Here is a 19,774-nt window from a genome sequence, read left to right as displayed (position 1 = left end):
AAATGTTTTTTGTCTAAATAATTAGCACCAGATTATAACCCATTGGTTACCTTCACAGTACAATTCATAACAAGGGTAGTCTCTTGTAGGGTCAATTGGAGACGGACCGCAAGGTGAGTTTTCACCGCCTTTGATTTTTCTTAATTTGTCTCTTGAGATTTTCTTTAAATTTTTCATAATACTTATTTAATTGGTATTGGTTTTTAAATGTAATAAAAATCAATTAATTAGAATAGTATTAAGTGATTCTGCAATAAATATATTGTGTGATTCTATTCTTCCGATTTTAAATTTTTCCCGTCTGAAATGTGAAGCCTTCTGAAAATCAATCCTGAAATAATGGTAAGAGAGCCTATTGTTAAAAATGTATATCTGAATGCGTTGTGAGTTTCGTGTTTGATGAGTTCCGGGCTGTTTTCAAATATTTTTAGAACAATCAATCCGAAAGCGATTCCGAAACCGATTGCAAGTTGTTGGTTTACCGATAATAATGAGTTTCCGCTACTTGTCTGAAAGTTTCTTAAATCTGCAATGGAAATGGTATTCATTGAGGTAAATTGTATCGAATTAAAAAATCCTAAAACAGAAATAATAGGTACAAACCAATATAACGAGGTATTAATATCAGGAATGGCTAGTAAACAGATTAATGTTCCGATAATGAATGTGTTGGTCATTAAGGTTTTTCTGTATCCGAATTTATTTAAAATTTTAATGACGTAAGATTTTCCAAACATTGCTGTAATCGCCATTGGAGCGATAATCCATCCTGAAGTTACTGCGGATTGTTTGTATGCAATCTGAATCATTAAAGGTAATAATAAAGGAACAGAACTGATTCCTAATCTTGTTGCCAGATTTCCGACAATTCCTACACGGAAAGTTCTCACCTGAAATAAGTTTAAAGGGAAAATAGGACTGCTGTCTTTTTTCGCATGTCTGTAATAATAGTATAGAAAAATAAACCCTAAAATGAATACAATTAAAACAGGAGTAATGTTTTTTGCATCTCCGAAAAGTTCTAATGAGATTGAAAGTAGGAGAGAAGCTGCCGCAAATATTAAGAATCCCTTTAAATCAAAATCAACATCTGTAGACTTGTAATTGGGCATGTATTTTAATCCTAAAATAATTCCTAAAACTCCAATTGGGATATTGATGAGGAAAATCCAGTGCCATGAAAGATAATCAACCATATAGCCACCAACCAAAGGTCCTAAAACAGGACCGATAAGAGCTGGAATGATAGCGTAATTCATGGCTTTTAATAATTCGTTTTTGTCAAAAGTTTTAATTAATGCTAATTTTCCGACCGGTGTCATTAAACTTCCTCCAACTCCCTGTACGACACGTGAAATTACGAGTTGGGTAAGATTTTGAGACATTGCACAAAACAAAGAGCCTAAACCAAAAAGTACCAAAGAAGTTATAAAAACTTTCTTGGTTCCAAACCTATCAGCCAAAAAACCGCTCGCAGGCATAAAAACGGCTAATGTAAGAACATAACTGATGATTGCATTTTGCATATCCAGCGGAGACTCGTTTAATTCTTTTGCAATAGAAGGTAAGGAAGTGTTTAGAATCGTGGAATCAAGCATTTGCATAAAAATCGCTGTTGCAAGAATCAGCGGAAGGATCTTTTTGGTTGAATCGGGTTGCAAACTTACTTCTGACATATGATTTTTACTAGAAACAGTAATTTCTAGATTTTATTTTAGTTCAAAGAAATAGTGATGTTGTTTTGTAAGCAACATTTGTTCCTTAAATAAAGAAATTTATATAAAAATAAAAGTCCTGTGAATTTCACAGGACTTTTTGTTTTATTTTCTAGGTTTTTCTACTCCTTTCCATTCGTCGCCGGCTTTTCTGTACTGGCTTAATGAGAAGGTTTTGAAATCTTTAGTTTTATATTCGATGTTGTCGGTATTTTGTTCAAAAGGCATGATGTAGTAATACTCTGCATCAGTTTTATCAGTTTTTGTACCCTTTTTTACTGAAGGAACATACTTAGAAAACTTATAACCTGGAAGGTATTGTTTCAGCCTAGCATAAAAATCTTTATTCTCTTTTTCATTAGGAATGATATCTACGATGTTGAAATCATCTTTTTTCTTATCAATCCAAAGGTAATATGTTTTGTCTTCTCCGGTATTTCTGTTGTTTGAATTGAATGCAAATAATTCTTTTGGTACCAATTCTTTGATTTTTTCCGGGTCAACTTTTGTGTAATATTCACCTTTTGAAGGGTCTACATAAGTTTCCAGATTGTACATTAATACAGAATTGTTTTCAAGATTTTTGTTTTTAAAATATTGGTTTAAAGATAATTCTGCTGTTTCTCTTAATTCTTTACCTCTTTTATCTAACTTTTTAGTTGGATTTTGAGGGTTAACTTTTTTTACAAATTCATATAAAACCGCAGGTTTTACATCTTTAAGGTGAGGATAGGTTTTTAACTGCTCGGCTTTTACCAACCAGTAATATTGTTGATAATAATCATCTTTATCAACACTTTTTACAGTTTTATAAGCTAATGCTAGTTTTTTTGAACTAAGATATTTACCATATTTTCCCTGTCCAAAAGCAAATGTGATGGATAATAAGGCAAACAAGACAGTAATGTTTCTTCTCATTTCTATATAATTGATATTTTCGTTTTCCAAATATAATTATTTATTAGATAATAAATTTAATTCTTGGTTAAATTATCTTGATATTGTTATAATACTATTAAAAGAAAATCCTGTATTGCTACAGGATTAATAAATTTATTTTTAGAAATAACTTTTAGCACAATGATTTACACTTTTGTACTTATTTGTCATAAGAAGTTTCATGTACTTTTACGGCTCTTCCGCTAGGGTCGTTCATTTTTTTGAAAGCTTCGTCCCATTCTAATGCAATTGGGGTAGAACACGCAACAGAAGGCACAGATGGAACGGTTGCAGCAGCTGTTTCACTCGGGAAATGCTCTTCAAAAATTGTTCTATAACGATATTCTTCTTTATTTTGAGGAGTATTCAACGGAAATCTGAATTTTGCATTTGCCATCATTTCATCGGTTATTTCTTTTTCGGCAACTTCTTTTAGTGTATCAATCCAAGAATATCCTACTCCGTCTGAGAATTGCTCTTTTTGTCTCCAAACGATGGATTCGGGAAGGATGTCTTCAAATGCTTTTCTTAGTACCCATTTTTCAATTTTCCCTTCTGCTGTGTTTATCATTTTATCTTGCGGATTAATATTCATGGCAATATCCATAAATTCTTTATCCAAGAAAGGTACTCGTCCTTCAATTCCCCAACTCATCAAAGCTTTGTTGGCTCTTAAGCAATCATAAAGATGAAGTTTTCCTAATTTTCGTACTGTTTCATCATGAAATTCTTTTGCATTGGGAGCTTTGTGGAAATATAAATATCCTCCGAATAACTCATCAGAGCCTTCTCCTGAGAGTACCATTTTTATTCCCATTGATTTAATTACCCTTGCTAAAAGATACATTGGTGTAGATGCTCTTACAGTTGTTACGTCATAAGTTTCCAAATGATAAATAACGTCTCGAACAGCATCCAACCCTTCCTGAACCGTGAAGTTGATTTCATGGTGTACAGAGCCAATGTGGTCTGCTGCTTTTTTTGCAGCTGCTAAATCCGGAGACCCTTCTAATCCTACAGCAAAACTGTGTAATCTCGGATACCATGCTTCCTGAGTGTCTCCACTTTCAACTCTTTGTCTTGCGAATTTTGCAGTGATTGCTGAAATTACAGAAGAATCTAATCCTCCGGAAAGTAAAACTCCGTAGGGTACATCACTCATCAATTGTCTGTGAACAGCATCTTCAAGTCCTTTTCGTAATTTTTCTATATCGGTTTTGTTATCTTTTACGCTGTCAAAACTTTCCCAGTCTCTTTTATACCACTGTTGAAGTTCGCTTCCGTCTTTACTGTAAACAAAATGTCCAGGTAAAAATGTTTCGATAGTCTTGCAAATGCCTTCCAAGGCTTTAAGTTCTGAGGCTACATAATAGTTTCCGTTTTTGTCCCAACCTTGATAAAGAGGACAAATTCCCATATGATCTCTTGCAATTAAATATGTATTGTTTTCAATATCATATAAAGCGAAAGCGAAAATTCCGTTGAGTTTTTCAATGAAATTTTTTCCGTACTTCTGATACAATGCTAAAATAACTTCACAGTCAGATTGAGTTTGGAATTCATAATCCGAAAATTCTTCCTTTAATTCTCTATGGTTATATATTTCTCCGTTTACAGCTAAAACAATTTTTTTGTCTTTTGTAAATAACGGTTGTTTCCCTGATGTTGGGTCTACAATTGCCAGTCTTTCATGGGAGAAAATTACTTTTTCATCCTGAAATACACCGCTCCAATCCGGTCCTCTGTGACGAATTTTTTTCGACATTTCCAATACCTGAGGTCTTAATATTTCAGTTTTTTGTTTGGCATCAAACAAGCATACAATTCCACACATTTTTTATGATTTAAATTTGAAACAAAATTATGATTGAAGTTTAAAAATAACAATAAAAAAAACTAATTGATTAATTTTTTAAACTTATTTGATGTTTTAAAAGAATAAAATTAATTAATTTTAATAAAAACGCTTGTTTTGGTTGATTTTTTTCGTTGGAACAATTGATAAGTAATATGTGAATTTTTGATATATTAATGTATGGCAATATAAAATTGATTTGTTGTATAAATATGAATTATAGATGTTATCTTCTACATACGAAATAAAAATCAAATATTTATTAATGTATGATAATTAATTATTGAAATTTTCGCCTTTAATTTGTGGCTCGAAATAATTTTTTTTCATCATTTGTGTTTTTACCTTCTTGCAGTTCCAATTGCGAGAAGGTTTTTTTTATTCAGAACCTAATAATACGCCTGAAATATTCCAAGAACTAAAGCTTGTTCCTTCATTTGCACCTTGAGGAATTTTTATCTGAATGGTGTGTTTTCCTGCTTTTAAATCTCCAAGTTGAATGAAATTCGGATTAGTAACAGTTCCGGGACACCAGTTTGAACGACTTAAATCTGAGGAAGAAAGACCATCTCCAAAATTTCCTGAAGCTGGGTTGTATAGTCTGTAAGATCCACAGTCTGTTCTCCAGGGTATAAAAGAAAAAGCCATTTTTCCGTCCAGGAAAATAGAATTGGTTTTTGGAACAAATTCATCCCCGTTTTCCCAACCTCCATGACCGGTTGTTGTATATCTTAACTGTGCATTTTTCAAATCTTTCTTTAGAGTAAACTGCACCGATAGACCTTTGTCATTATCAAACATCGTAGAATAATCTTGTCCTGCCATTTCCATAATATTTAATGTATTGAATAATGGAATTACAGTATTGTTTTTGTGTATTGTTTGACTGCTTTTATGTATGGTGATTTCCAGACTTATCTTGTGTCCGCCTTTGTCGTAATTACCAATGAATGCGCCCACCCATAATTCTTTCTCAGATAAAGAAGGTTTAAGCTCTGTGATATCTTCTCGATACGGATTGATGGTTTGCCAGTTTTTATCTTTTAATTGAATATGATTGAATTTATTAATCCCGAAAGGAGTAAAAAACCTCATCATTTCAATGGCAGGATTGTAATTTTCGGTTGTAGTAATTCCAAAATATTGTTTTCCGTTTCCGTTTTCATAAACAGGAAGTGTTTTCGCTCCTTTTTCTAAACCGTCAAAAAAAGATTGAGATTTATCTTGTGGAATGAAGAATATAGTTCCGGTTCTGTCATAAGCATCCCCATTTGATTGCTGTTTTAGTTCAATAAAAATATTTTCACCTTCTGATATTTTCGGAAATTTTATTTTTTTAAGAATGATTGTTCCGTGGGCGTATCTTTTTATGTTTTTGTCTGATTTTGAATTGTCGGAAAAATTAATGGTTTCGTTTTCAAAAACTTGTAAAGTTGTAAATCTGCTTTTCCAAAGAAGGTCTTTGTAGCTTAAAGCATCTGTAGTATTAATAGAGCCTTTTAAAATTGTTTCAATGTCAGTTTTTTTTATCTTTTTGATTGTACTGGCTGATATAAGTGAGTTTTTATTTCTTTCAATTTCTAATACCAATCCTAAATTTTGACCTAAAACAGACGGACCTCCATTGATTTTTAAATCGTTGGTATACCAGATTTCGATAGTGTTAGAGTTGATTTTGGTGATGGCTTTTTTACAATTATAACCTAAGATTTTCTTTGTTTCGTTGGTAAATTCAAAGGCTTGTTTTGTTATTGTTTCGGTATCGGATGTAGAAATGGTTTCTCCTTGCTTTAAAAATGCGTAGGAAACCACAGTGTTTGATGGTTTTTCAATTTTTGTGATTTCAAAAGGGTAGTCTGCTTTTTGTTCTCTGATTTTATTGTTTAAAATGAAATTTTCCTTTTCATTTACCCAAACTAGAGTAGGAGGTTGCTCTGTTTGTGCCTTGCCGTTGTAAGAGCTGATATATTGGATTTCGTATGTTTGGGCAAAAACTAACCCGACAAATAAAATAAAGAAAGTTGATAAAACTTTTTGAAACATATTAATATTGATTTACTACAAAGATAATTGTAATTGAATAAATGTTTTTAAAACAAAAAAACTACCCAAAATAGAGTAGTTCGTATTATTGTAGTATTTCTAATGATATTAAGAAACTCTTTCAATAAGAGCCATGTAGAACCCATCGTAGCCCTCACTTGGCATTACTTTTTCGTCTTTTAGCATTTTGAAATTCGGATTGTTCTTAATGAATTCTTCAACTTGTAAATTATTTTCAGAAGGAAGTATTGAACAGGTTGCATATACCATTTTTCCTCCTTTTTTTAAGATTTTAGAATAATCCTGAAGAATTTGCTGTTGCTCTTTTTTTATTCTGTCAATAAAATCCTGATCAATTTTCCATTTACTGTCCGGATTTCTTTTCAAAACACCTAAACCAGAACAAGGAGCGTCAATTAGTAATCTATCGGCTTTTTCGTGAAGACGTTTAATAACTTTATTATCCGAAATCAGGCGTGTTTCGATGTTGTGTGCTCCGGCTCTTTTCGCACGACGTTTTAGCTCCGCCAATTTCCAGTCAAATATATCTAAAGCAATGATTTGTCCTTTATTTTGCATTAATGCAGCTAGATGTAGTGTTTTTCCACCTGCTCCTGCGCATGCATCAACAACTCTTTGTCCTTCTTTTACATCAAGGAAATATCCGATTTTTTGTGAAGAAGCATCCTGAACTTCAAATAAGCCTTCTTTGAAAGCTGTGGTAAGAAAAACATTCTTTTTTTCTTCTAATTGAACAGCATCAGGATAATTTTTGATAGGGTAAGAAACTATATTTTCATCCGCAAGGTCAGAAATAAGCTCTTTTGTAGTTGTTCTCAAAGAATTTGCTCTTAAAACTGTAGGAGCTTGTTCGTTCAGAGCGTACATTTCTTTCTCCCATTTTTCGCCTAATTCTTTCTCTAAAGTTTCAGCCAGCCAATCCGGGATTGAATGTTCAATGGCTTTTGTAGGTACTGTATTCTTCTTAAGTTTCGTAAGAATATCGGCAATTTTTATTCCGTCAAACTCTTCAAATTTTTTGTAATTGGTTTTACTCCAAAGTAAATACGCAATCATGAGTTTGTAGATGTTGTTGGGTTTAACACCTTCACCCATATAATATTCTAAACGCTTTTTCCAACGGATAATATTATAGAAAATCTCAGAAACAACAGCTCTGTCCTGACTTCCCCATTTTTTGTTGGCTTTCAAAAGTCTTTCGATTACTTTGTCAGCATATTTATTTTTCTCAAAAAATGTTTCTTGTAAAGCATCGTGAATACCGATGGCTAGGTTTCTGTGTATCAATTCCATAAAATTGGATTCTGCTATTTTTAATCTGCAAAAATACGAATTTAAGTTGATAGATACGAACTAAGTAATTTTGAGTTTTATGTTTATTCGTTGAATTATAACTAATTTTTAAACTCGTTTTAAAAATCTTACCTTTGCAAAAATTAAAAATATGAGTGATACTGTACTTTGTCCGAAATGTAGTTCTGAATTTACCTACGAACAAGATGGTTTGATGGTTTGCAGCCAATGTTTCCATGAATGGGATCCTGCAGAAGTAGGAAATGATGATAAAATTTTGGATATCAACGGCAACGAACTGCAAAACGGAGATTCGGTGATTGTAATGAAAGACCTTCCTGTAAAAGGAGCTCCAAAACCGGTAAAAGCAGGAACTAAAGTTAAAAATATTCGTTTAAGACCAGACAGCGACCATAATATCGATTGTAAAATTGATGGTTTCGGTGCAATGGCTTTGAAATCAGAATTTGTGAAAAAAGCATAAAAAAAAGGAAAGAATTGGACAGGGTAATCTTTCAAAAAACTAGATTGCTGAGTCGCTAATTTTCGTCTTAAAGGCAGAAAGAGAATTAACCAAAAATTTCCTTATGCTGTGGAAATACAAATATAAGAAAAGTATAAAATCAGTTCTTGTATTTGTATTTTTTTTATCCACAAATTCACATTAAGTGATTGCAAGTCTGGTTTGTACTTTTTATAAGAATGAAATTTTGATAAGATTTTCTATTTTATTTGCTGTGTAAATTATCAGTTCTCGTTCCTCTATTTTTATCTTATTCCAATAGTGGTTTCCTGCAAATCTGCTTTCTAAAACTTCTGCTTCTATACCATTTTCAGTAACTATTATTTCATTCGGATAGTATGAAAATTTTGAAAGCTGGAAATCTGTCATTTCAGTTTCATTAAAAATATTTACTTCACCAAAAAGTTTAGCTACATAAGTATTGTACGGATTTCTATATGTTTCTTCTGGATTATCGTTTTGGATTAGCCTTCCTTCCTGAAGAATAACTATTTGGTCAAGCCAAGGAATAATATCCTGAAGTTCGTGTGTTGAAATTATCAAAGAAATATTGTGCTGTTTTACATATCTGAATAATCTTTCGCGAAGCTCAATTTTTCTAGGAAAATCTAAATTACTGAAGGGTTCATCTAAAATTAAGAGTTTCGGTAAAACAGAAAGTGCTCTTGCAATGGCAACTCTTTGTTGTTGTCCGCCACTTAGATATTTGGGTAAAATGTTGGCATACTCTTGTAAACCTACAACATCAAGAAGCTCGTCAACGGTTTCTTTTTTCTTTGCTAAATTAATATTCGAAATAAATTTTCCTACATTTTCAGCTACTGTTGCATAAGGCATCAAATCAAAATTTTGAGCCACAAACTTCATTTCTGCTTCTCCGGGAACAAGGTTTCCCTTTGGACCTAAAAGTTTAGTTCCATTAAAAGTAATTTCACCTTTTTCCCAATCCAAAAGTCCGTAAATCAAACTCAATAAAGTAGATTTTCCGCATCCGCTTTCTCCTGCCAACGCAATAATCTTACCTTCTTCAAACCTTAAATTAAGATTCTGAAAGAGTGATTTATCCTTAGAATATGAAAAATATAAATTGTTTATTTCTAATAGCATACTACAAATGTAATGAAATGTGATGTTTATATGAAATTGATTTTTTTTAATTATATTAGCGGGAGTATTAAAATTTATAAATTATGAAAAGAAAACTGTTCTCGTTAGCAATTCCTGCTCTTTTTGCTACTTTTGTGGTGATTTCTTGTAAAAAAGAAAAACCTTTAACGAGTGAGAGTAGCGAGGTTACAACAACTAAAGATGGCAGTCAATTTACGCTTGATACTTTAAACAGTAAAGTAGAATGGAAGGGGTATAAAATTTTCAAATCTGAAAGTACAAGCCATTTTGGAACGATTAAATTTGAAAGTGGTGATGTTACAATAAAAGACGGAAAGCTTGAAAGCGGAAAGTTTGTTGCAGATATGAATTCTTTAACGTCCGTTGATTTGAAAGATGATGCAGAACAACTTGGTAAACTAAACGGTCACCTGAAAAGTGGTGATTTCTTTGAAGTAGAAAAATTTCCTACTGCATCTTATGAAATTACTAAAGTAGAGTCTGCTGCAGAAGGTGATTATAATACTGTTTTGGATGGTAATTTAACGATTAAAGGAATTACAAAACCTGTTCAGTTCAAAGCTAATGTTTCTGTAAAAGAAGGAGAGGTGAGTATTGCAACTGAACCTAAAGATATTAAAAGAGAAGAATTTGGGGTGAAATTCCAGGCTCCAGCTGCAAACGGAGTGATAAAAGATGAAGTAACTCTTCAGGTTAATATAAAAGCTCTAGAAAAAAAATAATTTTTATTTAAGTGAAATAAGTGATTGAAGTCTGCCTCGATAAAAAGAGGCAGATTTTTTTTAACAGTTTAAGGAAATTTATTCCGCTGAAAAATCTTATTTTTGCAAAACATTTTGAAAGGGTACAACAATGATAGAAAAGATAGAAGAGTTATTACTGGAAGTAAACAGCTTCAATACTACATCTAAAGAGGAGATTGAAAATTTCCGAATCAAGTACAATGGGAAAAAAGGAATTCTGAACGATTTTTTTGAAAAATTTAAAGAAGTTCCCAATGACCAGAAGAAAGAGTTCGGACAAAAAATCAATACTCTGAAACAGGCTGTTAATGTAAAATTGGAGGATTTGAAAAATGCTTCTGCATCTTCTGTTGTAGTAGATAAAGAAGACCTTACAAGACCTGCTTTTCCGTTGGATTTAGGCTCAAGACATCCTATCAATCTTGTGAAAAACAGAATTATCGAGATTTTCAAATCTATTGGTTTTGCTGTTGCAGACGGACCTGAAATTGAGGACGATTGGCATAATTTTACAGCTTTGAATCTCCCTGAATATCATCCAGCAAGAGATATGCAGGATACTTTCTTCATCGAACAAAACCCGGACATTTTGTTGAGAACTCATACTTCTTCTGTTCAGATTCGTTATATGGAAGAAAATCAACCACCAATAAGAATCCTGTCTCCGGGAAGAGTATTTAGAAATGAAGCAGTTTCTTCACGTTCTCACTGTATTTTCCATCAGATTGAAGGTTTGTATATTGATGAAAACGTGAGTTTTGCAGATTTAAAACAAACAATTCAGTTTTTTACAACTGAGCTTTTCGGAAAGTCTAAAATCAGAATGAGACCTTCTTATTTTCCATTTACAGAGCCAAGTGCTGAAATTGATGTGTATTGGGGATTAAATTCTGAAACAGATTATAGAATCACAAAAGGAACAGGTTGGCTGGAAATCATGGGATGCGGAATGGTAGACCCTGCCGTTTTGAAAAATGTAAACATTGATTCTGAGAAATATTCTGGATATGCATTTGGAATGGGTATTGAAAGAATTGTGATGCTTCTTTACCAGATGAGCGATATCAGAATGTTCTTTGAAAATGATATCAGAACTTTAGAGCAATTTAAAACTTTATAAAAATCAAACCTCCGAATTTTCGGAGGTTTTTAGTTTTTAGCTACTGACCTAAGAAACAAAAACGTAACTAAAAACAAGATTGTTTTGAAAAGTTTACATATGTTATTAAAGAGAAGATATTCATAAGTGTTTTCTTCTTCTTTTAATAATGACAATTAATATCCGAGTTTTATTACATGAAATAAAAAAATGCCTGTAAAATTTTTCACAGACATTTTTTCTTAAAAAAACTAACTATATTTTTATTTTGTGAATTTTAAAGGATATTTCACATTTTTAATATCATCAATACTTGCTTTTAAAGAGCCAACTGCTAATTCTGCCTTCAGGAGCATAGGAACGTGATTGGCATCATTTGTTACCCACATTGTTACTCCTTCTTTTTCTTTAAAAACTCTTCCGCTTTTTACAGAAGGAATAATTTTCAAACAATTAATAAGCCCAAATTTTGTTTTTAAGTTTTCTGTTCCAGCCACTTTTAACTGAAAAGGGAACATTTCATCATCAATCCATACATTCATATTGATTACTGTTCCTACTTTCAGTTCGCTAGGGCTTTTACTTCTCAAATAGTAAAAGCATGAAAGCATATCCTGAACTCCTTTTACAGATTTAATAATTCTTGAACCATTCGCAGGGTTTTTCTTATCCGTTAAAATTAAAGTGTTATTATTGTGATTAAAAGTAGTTTCAAAATGTTGTGAATATCCGCCTTCTTTTACATTTCTCACATAAAAGCTAGGTAATTGGGTGTCTATATCAATAAAACTTTCATACAAGTCTTCCACTTTAAAAAAAGCCTTTACTGCACCTGTGGTTCTTCCAACTCCTTTTGCATATAGATGAGGTTCTCCTTTGTAAGTTGTTTTTTTTGTAGTAAGTGTTGCATTACCAGCAGTCAGAAGTCCATAATGGATTCTAAAAGTTAAAGATTCGCCATCCGCAATATTATCAATCTGGGCAAAACCTAAAGAAAAAATAAATAATGTAAAAAGGTATAAAACTTTCTTCATAATAAGTCATTTACAAAAACATTGCCAAAATAAAAACTAAACTTTTATTAAACATATTTGATAAATCTCAGTTATTTATTTAGAATAGATTAAATATGCTTCGCATTAAAATTAGTAAATTTGCAAACATACATATTATTAAATTATCTTTATATTATGATAACTACAGACATATTGATTATAGGAGCAGGACCAACTGGGCTTTTTGCTGTATTTGAAGCTGGTTTGCTGAAAATGAAATGCCACATCATAGATGCACTTCCTCAACCTGGAGGACAATTGGCAGAATTATATCCTAAAAAACCTATTTTCGATATTCCTGGTTATCCTTCGGTGAATGCAGGAGAATTAATAGATAATTTGATGGAACAAATCAAACAGTTTCAGCCAGGCTTTACATTGGGGGAAACAGCAGTTTCTTACACTAAAGTAGATGACGAATGGTTTGAAGTGATAACAAATAAAGGTACTGTTCACAGAGCTAAAGCAATTGCTATTGCTGGAGGTTTGGGGACTTTTGAACCTAGAAAACCAACGATTGAAAATATCGCTGATTATGAAGAAAAAGGAGTTGAATATTTCATAAAAGAACCTGAACATTTCAGAAATAAAAAAGTGGTAATCGCTGGTGGAGGAGACTCTGCACTAGACTGGAGTATTTTCTTGTCTAATGTGGCAAGTGAAGTTACTCTTATTCACAGAAGAAATGAATTTAGGGGAGCTTTAGATTCTGTTGAAAAAGTTCAGGATTTAAAGAATCAAGGGAAAATCAAATTAATTACTCCTGCAGAAGTTACAGGTATTAAAGGTGACGGAAAAGTAGAAGCTATTACAGTAGAGGTAGAAGGTCAGGAAGCTTATGATATTGAGACAGATTATTTTATTCCGTTATTTGGTTTAACTCCAAAATTGGGAGAAATCGGAAATTGGGGATTGAATATCGAGAAAAATGCAATTGTTGTAAATAATGCTTTAGACTATCAAACAAATATTGATGGTATATATGCAATCGGAGATATCAACACATATCCTGGTAAATTGAAGTTGATTCTTTGTGGTTTCCATGAGGCTACTTTGATGTGTCAAAGTGTTTATAATAGACTAAATCCGGGTAAAAAGTTCGTTTTGAAATATACAACGGTGAGTGGAGTAGACGGTTTTGACGGAAGTAGAAAAGAAGCAGAGAAAGCTGTTGTTAAAAAAATTGACTAATTTCGCGAAAAAATCATGTCTGATATCAATATAAAAATCACCGATAGAGAAGGGGTAACTCACGATATTGTAGCTCCTACGGATATGTCCATGAATTTAATGGAAGTTATTCGTTCGTATGAATTGGCGGAAGAGGGAACTATAGGAGTTTGCGGTGGTATGGCAATGTGTGCTTCTTGTCAGGTTTATGTAATCAACGACCCGGGACTTGATGAAATGGGAGCTGAAGAAGATGCAATGTTGGCAGAGGCATTCCATGTAAAAGATAATAGTAGATTGGGTTGCCAGTTGCATATTGTTCCTGAAATGGAAGGTCTTGAAGTAGAAATAGCTCCTTATCCTTAAAAAGAATTTAATTTTAATTAATATTGCAAGTCTCCTGAAAAATAACTTTTCAGGAGACTTGTATTTTATGTATTTTCTTTTGAAATCCATTTTCCTACAGTAGGAGCTTCATAGTTTCTCATTTTTTCTAATAAGTCATTAATATTATCACTTATCAGTAACATGTCATGATTTATTTGTTTAAGAAAACCTTTATCAACCATATTTTGAATTAAGTTGATTAAATCATTGTAAAATCCATCGATATTCAAAATTCCGATAGGTTTTTTATGAAGACCGAGTTGTGCCCAAGTTATCATTTCGAAAAACTCTTCCAAAGTACCGTAACCTCCAGGAAGAACGATTACACCATCACATAAATCATTCATTTTGGTTTTTCTTTCATGCATGGTTTCCACTAAAATTAATTTTGTTAATTTTTCGTGTGCAATTTCCTTTGTTTGTAGAAAGTGAGGGATTACACCAATGGCTTTTCCTCCTGCATTCAATGCTCCATCTGCAATGGCTCCCATAAGACCTACATTTGCTCCTCCGTAGATAAGTTGAATGTTTTCTTTAGCTAATGTTTTTCCGAGTAGACTTGCCTGTTCCCTAAAAACGTCATCTGAACCAAAACTAGAACCACAAAATACTGTGATATTTTTCATTGTAATTGGATTTTAAATTGAAAAAAATATCCAAAACCCTAGGATTTTGGATATGTAATATAAAGAATTTATCTGTTTATTTTTGAGGAATATTCGCTAAAATATCTTTTAGGAAAGCCCAGAATTTTTGAGCAGATGGAATGTTGGCTTTTTCATCAGGAGAGTGAGCTCCTCTGATGGTTGGTCCGAAACTTACCATTTCCATTTCAGGGTAATTAGCTCCGATAATTCCACATTCTAAACCTGCGTGACAAGCTACAACATGAGGTTTCTCTCCAAATTTTTCAGTGTAAATTTTTTCCATTAGCTGCACGATTTCAGAACCAGGTTTTGGTTTCCATCCTGGATATGAACCACTGAATACAGTATTCATTCCTGCTAAGTCTGCTACAGATTTTAGTTGTTCTGCAACCGAATTTTTGGAAGAGTCAACAGAAGAACGAGAAAGATTTAGGATTTTTAAATCTCCGTTCTTTAATTCAACTCTTGCAATATTGTTAGATGATTCCACAAGGTCTTTTACATCCGGACTCATTCTGTAAACGCCGTTGTGAAGAGATTTTAAAGTAAGAATAATTTTCTTTGAATCAGCTTCAGAAATTGCGTTATCGGAAGATGCTGTCTTTTCAATATTAATTTGAAGATTAGATTCTATTGTTGCAAATTCTTCTAAAATTTCTTTTTTTAGATTACTTACTTCATTAATGAATTCATCTGCATTTTTAACAGAGAATATAGCTGCAGCTTCTCTAGGAATCGCATTTCTCAATCCGCCTCCATCAATAGAAATTAATTGAATTTTTTGATTTTCAAGACCAATATACAGAAGTCTTCCTAGGATAATATTAGCATTCCCAAAACCTTTATGAATATCCATTCCTGAGTGACCTCCCTGAAGACCTTTTACTTCAATTTTTACGATTTCTCCGTTAGAAGATTCAGTAGGATAAGTTTGAGTGATGGTAACATCTACACCTCCTGCACAACCTATATCAATTTCATCATCTTCTTCTGTATCAAGATTTAATAAAATATCACCAGATAATTGTCCTGATTGTAAGCCTAAAGCTCCTGTCATTCCTGTTTCTTCGTCAATAGTGAAAAGTGCTTCCAAAGCAGGGTGAGGAATGTCTGAACTTTCTAAAATAGACATAATTGTTGCAACGCCTAAACCATTGTCGGCTCCTAAAGTTGTACCTTTTGCCTTTACCCAATCTCCAACAACTTCCATTTTGATTCCTTCTGTTTCGAAATCAAAATCTACGTCATTGTTTTTTTGGCAAACCATGTCTAAATGTGATTGTAAAACTACTGATTTACGGTTTTCCATTCCTGCGGTAGCTGGTTTTTTGATGATAACATTTCCAACTTTATCAACAGATGTTTCCAACCCCAGATTTTCACCAAATTCTTTGATGAAAGCAATTACTTTTTCCTCTTTTTTTGATGGTCTAGGAACAGCATTTAATTTGGAGAAATTTTTCCAGATAATTTGCGGTTCTATATTAGATAACGGCATAAAATTTTATTTTTACCAAAATTACAAAATAAAAAATGCTTCCGATAATTCTGAAGCATTCTTTTATTTCTTTTTAATTATAATTTAACATCCACATTCCCCATAAATAGGTATTGTTAGAGTAGTGCCATCTGGTTTTTCGATAGTTAAGGCACCTTCAAATAATAAGGCTTCTTCTCCTTTTATTTTCTTACCTTTTACAGAGATTTTGTAATCGTTATTTTCTATTTCTTTGCTTAGTTCATCTTCAACTTCCATATCACTTGAAGCAATGAGATTCAGGGCGAGTCTTTTACCGTCAAGTTTCATATAGGCTGTCTTTCCTGCATCATCAGCATAAATATATTTTTCGCTTTCGAAATCTGCTTTGTTTCTGGCAAAATAGCATGAACATTCTTTTATTTCTGTCGGGAAAGGAAAGTTTTCGACTAATATTTTTGATGAAGAGCTTTCTGTTGCTGCTGAATCTTGAACAATGGTTAAAGAGTCCTTTGTTTCAGAAGCAAAGATTGTTTCTTTATCTTTTTTACATGCAACGAATAATAAAGCTGAAAAGAAAATGATTAAATATTTCATTGTTTGTTGTTGATTTTTATCCTCTTGCTCTTTCTAAAAGAGTCATCATTAATAGTGAAAGAATGACCAAACTTTCTTCTTCGTCATCAATATCGATTAATCTGTCAAGCTGGAATCTTCTTCCGAAGAAAGACGGCATTTTCTTAAGTTTAAAATAAGCCTTTCCGTCAATGCCTGTTACTGTGTAGGAAGGGTTTAGGAAATATCCTGTGAACATACCTATAATTGGAATTTCACCTACAAAACTGTCCCAAAACCTTACCCATGCGCTATCTTCCTGCACTTTAAATTTTGGTTGGTCATTAGCATCTAAAATGTCATAACTTGCCTTCCATAGAGAACGCATTCCTTTTCTTGCTAGTCTTCCGAAATTTTTATTTTCAATTAAATCATTTAAAGAATAAGATGCGTTAAAATCAATCCATTTGTTGGCTTTGATTCTGAAAAGTTCTTTTGATTTACTTTCGTCATTAAAAACAATAACATCTTCTTTTAATTTAAACATTTTCTGACGAACGTAAGCTACATAGTTTCCGTTTTTGTCGGTAATGTTGAAATCACTGGATAATGTTGTGATTTTAAATTTGAAATCTAGCGGATAGTTTAGGTTGTTGAGTACCATTTAGTTTTTTCAAGTTAATATTTAGCTGTTCAAAGATAACTTATTTTTCAGAGTTTTCACAATAATTAATGTCATCAGGTTCTGTTAAATCCATAGGAATCTGCTATGTTTTACAAGCTGCTAGATAATATTTACAACTATAATCCTTATTTTTGTATTTATGGATTATCCAAGTAAAGTTTTGGCTAAAGCAGTAGATGAAATTTCGGGATTGCCTGGAATTGGCAGGAAAACAGCTTTGCGTTTAGCATTACATTTATTAAAACAACCTAATTCCAGAGCGATAAGCCTTGGGAATTCTGTAATAAACCTTGTTAATGAAATAAAGTATTGCAAGGAATGTCATAATTTTTCAGATTTTGATATTTGTGAAATTTGCAGTAACGAAAAGAGGAGTGATGAGCTGATTTGCATTGTGGAAGACGTAAGAGATGTTATTGCAATCGAGAATACAGGAAAATATACAGGAAAATATTTGATTTTGGGTGGGAAAATTTCTCCGATGGAAGGTGTCGGTCCACATCAATTGAATATTCCGAGTATTGAAAAGAAGCTGAATAAAGGACGGGTGAAAGAGCTTATTTTTGCATTAAGTGCAACAATGGAAGGAGATACGACAGCTTATTACATTTACAAAAAATTTAAAAATTATAACGTGAATTTCTCAAGTATTGCTCGAGGAATTTCTGTAGGCGATGAACTTGAATATGCCGACGAGATTTCTTTAGGAAGGTCTATTATGAATAGATTACCTTATAACGAAGGCGGAGCTTAACCTTTCATATATATTTTAATGATTTCAGTAATTATTCCGATGTATAATGCCGAAAAAACGGTTATTAATGCCTTAAATTCTATTAAGGCACAAACTGTTGGAATAGAAAAATTTGAGATTATTATTATTAATGATGGTTCTACAGATAGAAGTAAGGAGATTGTTGAAGATTATATCAAGGAAAATCCAGAAATGAGTATTCGATTATTGAAACAATCAAATAAGGGAGTTTCTGAGGCTAGAAATGCAGGTTTGAGAATAGCAGAAGGAGATTTTATTGCATTATTAGATGCTGATGATGAATGGTTACCTCAAAAAACCGAAAAACAACTTAAATATCTCCAAAATAATGATTTGAATATTGATTTTTTGGCGACTAGAAGAAATAACAATGAAATTCTATTTCCTTATAAAGTAATAAATAATCTTGCTCAGATTACATTTAAAAAGCTTTTATTGAGAAATGAGGCACAGCCTTCAACAGTTATATTTAAGAGGAAAGTTTTAGAAAATACAGGATATTTTAATAAAAACCAAAGGTATGCAGAGGATTTGAATTATTGGATGAAAGTCTCTCGAAATAACAGAATGTATATTCTTAATGAAAATCTGTTAATAGCAGATGGTGGAAAAAGAACTTTTGGAGTTTCCGGACTTTCAGCTAATCTATCTGCAATGGAGAGTGGCTTTCAACAAAATATTAAAGAAATGTATAATTTAAAGTATATTAATTTTATTCAATATGTTTTTCTTAAGTTTTTTTATAAAGCTAAATACTTATTTTTGTTAATTAGAACATTTTACTATAACCAGAAAAATACTCAAAAATAAAGGAGATTAACCATGAAGTTGTCAATCATTATCGTTAATTATAATGTAACTCAATTACTTAAAAACTGTCTTTTATCTATTTGTAAGTATGTTAAAGAGGTTCATTATGAGGTGATTGTTGTTGATAATTCCTCAACTGATACTTCTTGGAGAAGTCTTATTTCTGAGTTTCCTGAATTTAAATTTATCTCTTCAGAAAAGAATGAGGGTTTTTCAAAAGCCAATAATAAAGCAATAAAAACAGCCAAGGGAGAATATCTTCTGCTGTTAAATCCGGATACGGAAATCGAGGGTTTTTATATTAAGGATATTCTGGATTTTGCAGATTCTAAAGCAAATTTCGGATGTCTTGGAGTAAGAATGCATGATGCAAACGGAGTGTTTTTACCAGAGAGTAAAAGGTCGATTCCGGATATGTTTAACTCTTTTGAAAAACTTTTTGTTAATTTTAAGAAAAATAGTTCAAAATCTTATTATAGAAGCGATATAGATGAGTTTGATATTGCTGAAGTAGACGTGATTACCGGAGCTTTTTTGCTGGTGAAAAAGGATGTTTATGAAAAAGTTGGTGGTCTAGATGATGCTTATTTTATGTATGGCGAAGATATTGATTTATGCTATACATTATTAAAGAATGGTTATCAAAATTATTATTACGGAAAAGAATCAATTCTTCATCACAAGGGAGAAAGTACGATAAAAAATGAGGTTTATTTGGAACGTTTTTATGGTGCAATGCAAATTTTTATTAATAAATATTATAAAGATTCAAAGCCTATTCAATACTCATTTTTAAAAGCAGGTTTAAAACTAAGACATACAATAGAGAAATTGAAATTAAAATAAAAAAGCAA

The 19,774-nt window shown here is 32.2% G+C and carries 20 protein-coding genes; 8 read left to right on the top strand and 12 right to left on the bottom strand.

Translation table 11 applies throughout. The features are described 5' to 3' along the window. Positions 1 to 21: 21 nt before the first annotated feature. The 6 genes from OH806_RS09520 to OH806_RS09495 all read right to left on the bottom strand — a co-directional run bounded on the left by OH806_RS09520 (position 22) and on the right by OH806_RS09495 (position 7,866). A complete protein-coding gene (locus OH806_RS09520) occupies positions 22 to 177 on the bottom strand; it encodes a bacteriocin-like protein (protein WP_264743438.1) in 156 nt (51 codons plus the stop codon). Positions 178 to 272: 95 nt separating this feature from the next. Then, a complete protein-coding gene (locus tag OH806_RS09515) occupies positions 273 to 1,676 on the bottom strand; it encodes an MFS transporter (protein ID WP_264743437.1) in 1,404 nt (467 codons plus the stop codon). Positions 1,677 to 1,820: 144 nt separating this feature from the next. Beyond that, entirely contained in the window at positions 1,821 to 2,663 is an 843-nt protein-coding gene (locus OH806_RS09510; RefSeq protein ID WP_264743436.1) for a hypothetical protein, read from the bottom strand. A 151-nt stretch (positions 2,664 to 2,814) separates the two neighbouring features. Then, on the bottom strand, positions 2,815 to 4,488 hold the full coding sequence (gene asnB, locus OH806_RS09505; RefSeq protein ID WP_264743435.1) for an asparagine synthase B: 1,674 nt from the start codon (positions 4,486 to 4,488) through the stop codon (positions 2,815 to 2,817). Between the two features lie 399 nt (positions 4,489 to 4,887). Then, the gene (locus OH806_RS09500; RefSeq protein ID WP_264743434.1) at positions 4,888 to 6,552 is read right to left on the bottom strand and encodes a GLPGLI family protein; all 1,665 of its coding nucleotides are present in this window, start codon (positions 6,550 to 6,552) and stop codon (positions 4,888 to 4,890) included. A gap of 108 nt (positions 6,553 to 6,660) precedes the next feature. Continuing rightward, entirely contained in the window at positions 6,661 to 7,866 is a 1,206-nt protein-coding gene (locus OH806_RS09495; RefSeq protein WP_264743433.1) for an RsmB/NOP family class I SAM-dependent RNA methyltransferase, read from the bottom strand. Positions 7,867 to 8,017: 151 nt separating this feature from the next. Between OH806_RS09495 and OH806_RS09490 the strand changes: the two genes are divergently transcribed. Further along, positions 8,018 to 8,350, top strand: coding sequence for a zinc ribbon domain-containing protein YjdM (locus OH806_RS09490; RefSeq protein ID WP_264743432.1), 333 nt, complete (start codon positions 8,018 to 8,020; stop codon positions 8,348 to 8,350). Between the two features lie 210 nt (positions 8,351 to 8,560). On the opposite strand, the gene OH806_RS09485 is transcribed toward OH806_RS09490, so the two are convergent. Beyond that, positions 8,561 to 9,496, bottom strand: a complete 936-nt coding sequence (locus OH806_RS09485; protein WP_264743431.1) for an ABC transporter ATP-binding protein — start codon at positions 9,494 to 9,496, stop codon at positions 8,561 to 8,563. Positions 9,497 to 9,579: 83 nt separating this feature from the next. Between OH806_RS09485 and OH806_RS09480 the strand changes: the two genes are divergently transcribed. Together OH806_RS09480 and pheS are read left to right on the top strand one after the other, a co-directional pair. Then, positions 9,580 to 10,239 (top strand): YceI family protein, encoded by a 660-nt coding sequence (locus OH806_RS09480; RefSeq protein ID WP_264743430.1) that lies wholly within the window; start codon positions 9,580 to 9,582, stop codon positions 10,237 to 10,239. A gap of 130 nt (positions 10,240 to 10,369) precedes the next feature. Beyond that, complete coding sequence (pheS, locus tag OH806_RS09475; protein ID WP_264743429.1) at positions 10,370 to 11,380, top strand: phenylalanine--tRNA ligase subunit alpha; 1,011 nt, start codon at positions 10,370 to 10,372, stop codon at positions 11,378 to 11,380. A 242-nt stretch (positions 11,381 to 11,622) separates the two neighbouring features. On the opposite strand, the gene OH806_RS09470 is transcribed toward pheS, so the two are convergent. After that, positions 11,623 to 12,393 carry a DUF3108 domain-containing protein gene (locus OH806_RS09470; RefSeq protein ID WP_264743428.1) on the bottom strand — a complete coding sequence of 257 codons (771 nt, stop codon included), beginning with the start codon at positions 12,391 to 12,393 and terminating at the stop codon, positions 11,623 to 11,625. A gap of 156 nt (positions 12,394 to 12,549) precedes the next feature. On the opposite strand from OH806_RS09470, the gene OH806_RS09465 reads away from it, so the two are divergent. Together OH806_RS09465 and OH806_RS09460 are read left to right on the top strand one after the other, a co-directional pair. Further along, positions 12,550 to 13,605, top strand: a complete 1,056-nt coding sequence (locus tag OH806_RS09465) for an NAD(P)/FAD-dependent oxidoreductase (RefSeq protein ID WP_264743427.1) — start codon at positions 12,550 to 12,552, stop codon at positions 13,603 to 13,605. A gap of 15 nt (positions 13,606 to 13,620) precedes the next feature. Beyond that, positions 13,621 to 13,950: a 2Fe-2S iron-sulfur cluster-binding family protein gene (locus tag OH806_RS09460; RefSeq protein ID WP_264743426.1), complete on the top strand. Its 330-nt coding sequence runs from the start codon at positions 13,621 to 13,623 to the stop codon at positions 13,948 to 13,950. 65 nt (positions 13,951 to 14,015) lie between these two features. On the opposite strand, the gene OH806_RS09455 is transcribed toward OH806_RS09460, so the two are convergent. From OH806_RS09455 to OH806_RS09440, 4 genes are all read right to left on the bottom strand, one after another. Further along, positions 14,016 to 14,597, bottom strand: a complete 582-nt coding sequence (locus tag OH806_RS09455) for an LOG family protein (protein WP_264743425.1) — start codon at positions 14,595 to 14,597, stop codon at positions 14,016 to 14,018. Between the two features lie 76 nt (positions 14,598 to 14,673). Then, positions 14,674 to 16,116 (bottom strand): aminoacyl-histidine dipeptidase, encoded by a 1,443-nt coding sequence (locus tag OH806_RS09450; protein ID WP_264743424.1) that lies wholly within the window; start codon positions 16,114 to 16,116, stop codon positions 14,674 to 14,676. Between the two features lie 84 nt (positions 16,117 to 16,200). Then, a complete protein-coding gene (locus OH806_RS09445; RefSeq protein WP_264743423.1) occupies positions 16,201 to 16,692 on the bottom strand; it encodes a hypothetical protein in 492 nt (163 codons plus the stop codon). 16 nt (positions 16,693 to 16,708) lie between these two features. After that, positions 16,709 to 17,314, bottom strand: coding sequence for an LURP-one-related/scramblase family protein (locus OH806_RS09440; RefSeq protein ID WP_264743422.1), 606 nt, complete (start codon positions 17,312 to 17,314; stop codon positions 16,709 to 16,711). A gap of 160 nt (positions 17,315 to 17,474) precedes the next feature. Here OH806_RS09440 and recR point away from each other — a divergent pair, with 160 nt between their 5' ends. The 3 genes from recR to OH806_RS09425 are packed head-to-tail and all read left to right on the top strand — an operon-like array spanning position 17,475 to position 19,766. Then, positions 17,475 to 18,089 carry a recombination mediator RecR gene (gene recR, locus OH806_RS09435; RefSeq protein ID WP_264743421.1) on the top strand — a complete coding sequence of 205 codons (615 nt, stop codon included), beginning with the start codon at positions 17,475 to 17,477 and terminating at the stop codon, positions 18,087 to 18,089. Between the two features lie 18 nt (positions 18,090 to 18,107). Then, positions 18,108 to 18,920 carry a glycosyltransferase family 2 protein gene (locus OH806_RS09430; protein WP_264743420.1) on the top strand — a complete coding sequence of 271 codons (813 nt, stop codon included), beginning with the start codon at positions 18,108 to 18,110 and terminating at the stop codon, positions 18,918 to 18,920. Positions 18,921 to 18,932: 12 nt separating this feature from the next. Continuing rightward, a complete protein-coding gene (locus tag OH806_RS09425; protein WP_264743419.1) occupies positions 18,933 to 19,766 on the top strand; it encodes a glycosyltransferase family 2 protein in 834 nt (277 codons plus the stop codon). Positions 19,767 to 19,774: the final 8 nt, after the last annotated feature.

Origin of the sequence: Chryseobacterium oryctis (genome assembly GCF_025971925.1) — a bacterium.
GTDB classification, from domain to species: Bacteria; Bacteroidota; Bacteroidia; order Flavobacteriales; family Weeksellaceae; genus Chryseobacterium; species Chryseobacterium oryctis.
The sequence above is the reverse complement of the archived record's forward strand: the minus strand, read 5'-3'. Positions and strand labels throughout refer to the sequence as shown.

Bases quoted from the DNA above. Each gene is read 5' to 3' on its own strand.
- OH806_RS09520 (WP_264743438.1), bottom strand. From the start codon at position 177: ATGAAAAATTTAAAGAAAATCTCAAGAGACAAATTAAGAAAAATCAAA.
- OH806_RS09515 (WP_264743437.1), bottom strand. From the start codon at position 1,676: ATGTCAGAAGTAAGTTTGCAACCCGATTCAACCAAAAAGATCCTTCCG.
- asnB (WP_264743435.1), bottom strand. From the start codon at position 4,488: ATGTGTGGAATTGTATGCTTGTTTGATGCCAAACAAAAAACTGAAATA.
- OH806_RS09500 (WP_264743434.1), bottom strand. From the start codon at position 6,552: ATGTTTCAAAAAGTTTTATCAACTTTCTTTATTTTATTTGTCGGGTTA.
- OH806_RS09495 (WP_264743433.1), bottom strand. From the start codon at position 7,866: ATGGAATTGATACACAGAAACCTAGCCATCGGTATTCACGATGCTTTA.
- OH806_RS09490 (WP_264743432.1), top strand. From the start codon at position 8,018: ATGAGTGATACTGTACTTTGTCCGAAATGTAGTTCTGAATTTACCTAC.
- OH806_RS09485 (WP_264743431.1), bottom strand. From the start codon at position 9,496: ATGCTATTAGAAATAAACAATTTATATTTTTCATATTCTAAGGATAAA.
- OH806_RS09480 (WP_264743430.1), top strand. From the start codon at position 9,580: ATGAAAAGAAAACTGTTCTCGTTAGCAATTCCTGCTCTTTTTGCTACT.
- pheS (WP_264743429.1), top strand. From the start codon at position 10,370: ATGATAGAAAAGATAGAAGAGTTATTACTGGAAGTAAACAGCTTCAAT.
- OH806_RS09470 (WP_264743428.1), bottom strand. From the start codon at position 12,393: ATGAAGAAAGTTTTATACCTTTTTACATTATTTATTTTTTCTTTAGGT.
- OH806_RS09465 (WP_264743427.1), top strand. From the start codon at position 12,550: ATGATAACTACAGACATATTGATTATAGGAGCAGGACCAACTGGGCTT.
- OH806_RS09460 (WP_264743426.1), top strand. From the start codon at position 13,621: ATGTCTGATATCAATATAAAAATCACCGATAGAGAAGGGGTAACTCAC.
- OH806_RS09455 (WP_264743425.1), bottom strand. From the start codon at position 14,597: ATGAAAAATATCACAGTATTTTGTGGTTCTAGTTTTGGTTCAGATGAC.
- OH806_RS09450 (WP_264743424.1), bottom strand. From the start codon at position 16,116: ATGCCGTTATCTAATATAGAACCGCAAATTATCTGGAAAAATTTCTCC.
- OH806_RS09445 (WP_264743423.1), bottom strand. From the start codon at position 16,692: ATGAAATATTTAATCATTTTCTTTTCAGCTTTATTATTCGTTGCATGT.
- OH806_RS09440 (WP_264743422.1), bottom strand. From the start codon at position 17,314: ATGGTACTCAACAACCTAAACTATCCGCTAGATTTCAAATTTAAAATC.
- recR (WP_264743421.1), top strand. From the start codon at position 17,475: ATGGATTATCCAAGTAAAGTTTTGGCTAAAGCAGTAGATGAAATTTCG.
- OH806_RS09430 (WP_264743420.1), top strand. From the start codon at position 18,108: ATGATTTCAGTAATTATTCCGATGTATAATGCCGAAAAAACGGTTATT.
- OH806_RS09425 (WP_264743419.1), top strand. From the start codon at position 18,933: ATGAAGTTGTCAATCATTATCGTTAATTATAATGTAACTCAATTACTT.